This is a genomic window from Trebonia sp. (assembly GCF_049794275.1).
In the GTDB taxonomy this organism is placed as follows: domain Bacteria; phylum Actinomycetota; class Actinomycetes; order Streptosporangiales; family Streptosporangiaceae; genus Trebonia.
Genome location: NZ_JBARCR010000494.1, coordinates 1 through 3561 on the forward strand (window position 1 = coordinate 1; position 3561 = coordinate 3561).

A 3561-nucleotide genomic window follows, 5' to 3' on the forward strand; every position below is an offset into this window, starting at 1 on the left:
GCCTACGCGGCGCTGCCGCGGCCGTACCGGCGGGCGCACCACGACCCGTCGGTCACGGATGTCGTCGCCTTGTTCGCCGAGCGCGCCGCTGACTACCGCGCGGTTGTGGAGCGCGTTCCCGAGGACGGCCTGCCCGGCGCGGTCGCCGCCGCTGTCGCCGCGGTCGAGTCCCTCGTCGTCCCCGACGGCCTGCCCGCGGGCTGGCTGGCCGGGCTCGCGCCGGTCATCCGGCTGGTGCGGGACGAGCCGCCGCTGTCCGCGGCGGAGCTGGACCGGATCTCCGGCGTCGTGACCAGCTGCGCGGTGGCGATCGCGGAGACCGGCACGATCATCCTTGACCACGGCCCCGGCCAGGGCCGCCGCGCGCTCACGCTGGTACCCGATTTCCACCTCGTGGTGGTCCGCGCCGGCCAGGTGGCCGCCGACATCGCCGACGCTCTCGCCAGGCTGGACCCGGCGCGGCCGCACACGCTGATCTCCGGCCCGTCGGCCACCAGCGACATTGAGCTGATCCGGGTGGAGGGCGTGCACGGGCCGCGGAACCTGCACATCCTCATCAGCGGCTGAGGGCGCCTCAGCGGAAGTTGCCGGTGTGGCCGAGTGAGTAGCGGCCGGGCTGCGGGAACACGCACAGGCCGTGCGGCCCGGATCCGACAGGGATCTTCGCGAGCAGCCGCCCGTCCACGGTAGACATCGCGTAGACGACGCCGTTGTACCGGCCGCCCCACCACATGACCTTCCCGTCGGCGGAGATCCCGCCCATGTCGGGCGAGCCCCCGCCGGGTATCCGCCACTTGCCGACCACCCGGTTGACGGTCATGTCGATCACGCTGACGGAGCCCTCGCCGCGGTTGGAGACGAACAGGCGCCTGCCGTCCCTGGCGACCTCGAAGCCGTGCGTGCCCGCCCCGGTATGGAGGAACCCCAGCGGCTTCGACTGGTGCGTGCCAAGGAGCCAGACACCGTTCGCGGCCATGTCGGCGACGTAGAACAGCTTGCCGTCCGCGGACAGCCGGACGTCCTGCGGCATGGCGTACCCGGGTCCCGGCGCGGTCATCGGGGCGCTCATGGACATGCCAAGAGTGAGCTTGCCGACCACCCGGCGCGCACCCAGCTCGATCCATACGACCGACCCGCTGAACTCGCAGCTGGCCAGGGCGTACTGCCCGTCGGCGGTGAAATCCAGATGGTTGACGCCGGCGGTCGGTATGCGCATGGAGTGACGCAGCCGCATCGTGACCGGGTCGCGGAAGTCGATCCTGTTGAGAGCCTCCGCCATCACCAGCGCGTGCTGGCCGTCCGGGGTGAAGTAGAGGTTGTACGGGTCTTCCACGGGGACGGGGCGCCCGGGCCGCCCCGTCACGGGGTTGACCGGGGTAAGGCTGTTGCCCGCCGTGTCGTTCACCCACAGGACGGCGCCATCCCAGGACGGGGTGACGTGGTTCGGTTCGGCCCCGACGGGGAAAGTCCTGGTGACCTTGTAAGTGGCGGGGTCGATCTCGCTGACCGTGTTGCTGAGGCTGTTCGGCACGTAGACCCTGGACGGGTCGCGGCCCCACTTCGGGTTGGTCATTCCTGGCGAGATATACGCGTACACGTTCAGCGGGGGCGCGCTGCCTGGCGGCGCGCTGCCGGGCGGCGCGACTCTCGCGACAGCCGCCGGCGGGGTACTACTCCCGCACCGTCCGATGGTTGCCGCCGCCTTCCGCTGCGGCGCCGACGTGCAGGCGCTGAGCAGTCCCGACCCGCAGGTGAACGCGGCGAATGCCGTCATGGCGCGTCGCCGGGTCAGGATCTGACCCGGCGGCTCGCCTGTCGTGCGGCCCACGCTGGTAACTCTAAACACGCGCAGCGTAGTGGCCGCTACCGGGTCACTTCGCGCGCTCGGCTTCCGCCGCCGCGTCGCTCTCGTCGCCGTCGCCTGGCCAGCTACCCGTCAACTCGCGGGCAGCGGTCGCGGAGCCGCGGTCGAGCGCCGCCTTGACCACGGCGAAGATGGCGCCGTGGATCGCCGCGGCGATCAGGACCTCGGACCAGCTACTGCGGGCGTCGGTCGCCGACGGGGCTTCGTCCTCGTCCGCCGTCACCCGCCAGACCCGCTTGAAGATCGCGCCGGCGAGGATGCCGCCCAGCACGCTGGCACCAATGCTGATCACCTTGTAAAGCAGCTTGCTCATACCGCTCCGGATACCCGGGAAGCCAGCTCTCACACGCCTTCCGGCACCGCGCGGCGAACGATCGCTGTGAGCGGACAAGGCGGGGAAATAACGGTGGGCTCTTTTTTCTTGAGTGTGATTGACTCAACCTTAGGAGGGGCTGATGAGCGAAACGCTCACGCTGCCGGTGCTGCCGCTGGACGACGAAGTCGTGCTGCCGGGCATGGTGGTCCCCATCGAGCTTTCTGACCCCGAGGTCCGCGGTGCAGTCGAGGCCGCCAGGAACAGCGGAGGGCTTGGGCGGGGACCCGGGATCCGTTCTGAAGAGAGCGCGCGAATCCTTCTCGTCCCGCGGATCGGCGACCGGGGCCTGGCGGGCGTCGGCACGCTAGCGGTGATCGAGCAGGTCGGGCGCATGCCGGGCGGAACGCCTGGCGCTGTGCTCCGCGGTGTGTCCAGGGTGCGGATCGGCTCAGGGACGACCGGGCCGGGCGCCGCGCTGTGGGTCGAGGGCACCGAGATCCCGGAGACGGGGCAGGGCGCCCGCGCCGATGAGCTTGCCAAGGAGTACAAGTCGCTGGTCATCGCCACGCTGCAGCAGCGCGGCGCGTGGCAGGTCGTGGACTCGATCAAGCAGCTTGACGACCCGTCGGCGATCGCCGACCGGGCCGGGTACGCCAGCTACCTGACCGCCGAGCAGAAGCTGCAGCTGCTCGAGACCGCCGACCTCGTGGAGCGGCTGGAGCTGACGGTCCGCTGGACCCGCGAGCACCTGGCCGAGCTCGATGTCGCCGAGTCGATCCGCAAGGACGTCACCGAGGGCATGGAGAAGCAGCAGCGGGAGTTCCTGCTGCGCCAGCAGCTCGCGGCCGTGCGCAAGGAGCTCAACGAGCTGAGCGGCGACGGCAAGGGCACCGAGGAAGACGACTACCGGGCCCGCGTCGAGGCGGCCAACCTGCCGGAGAACGTGCACGAGGCCGCGATGCGGGAGGTCGACAAGCTGGAGCGGACCTCCGAGCAGTCACCGGAGGTCGGCTGGATCCGCACCTGGCTCGACACGATCCTCGACATTCCGTGGAACGAGCGGACCGAGGACGCCTACGACATCGCGGGCGCGCGGCGGATCCTCGATGAGGACCACACCGGGCTCGACGACGTGAAGGACCGGATCATCGAGTACCTGGCGGTGCGCAAGCGGCGCAGCGACCGTGGCCTCGGGGTCGTGGGCGGGCGTCGTTCCGGCGCCGTGCTGGCGCTCGTCGGACCGCCTGGCGTCGGCAAGACGTCGCTCGGCGAGTCGGTCGCGCGGGCCATGGACCGCAAGTTCGTGCGCGTCGCCCTCGGCGGCGTGCGGGACGAGGCGGAGATCCGCGGCCACCGGCGCACCTACGTCGGCGCGCTGCCC

At 70.9% G+C, this 3561-nt stretch carries 4 protein-coding genes; 2 read left to right on the forward strand and 2 right to left on the reverse strand.

Going from position 1 to position 3561, the window contains the following annotated elements; translation table 11 throughout:
• Positions 1–567 (forward strand): LutC/YkgG family protein (locus tag WA805_RS13435; RefSeq protein ID WP_425242498.1); only part of this gene is annotated, 567 nt, incomplete at its 5' end.
• Between the two features lie 7 nt (positions 568–574).
• Here WA805_RS13435 and WA805_RS13440 read toward each other — a convergent pair.
• Complete coding sequence (locus WA805_RS13440; RefSeq protein ID WP_422277011.1) at positions 575–1828, reverse strand: YncE family protein; 1254 nt, start codon at positions 1826–1828, stop codon at positions 575–577.
• Between the two features lie 43 nt (positions 1829–1871).
• Positions 1872–2177 (reverse strand): DUF4235 domain-containing protein, encoded by a 306-nt coding sequence (locus WA805_RS13445; protein WP_422286167.1) that lies wholly within the window; start codon positions 2175–2177, stop codon positions 1872–1874.
• 142 nt (positions 2178–2319) lie between these two features.
• Here WA805_RS13445 and WA805_RS13450 point away from each other — a divergent pair.
• Positions 2320–3561, forward strand: a 1242-nt coding sequence (locus tag WA805_RS13450) for an LON peptidase substrate-binding domain-containing protein (RefSeq protein ID WP_425242499.1), incomplete at its 3' end; no start/stop codon positions are given.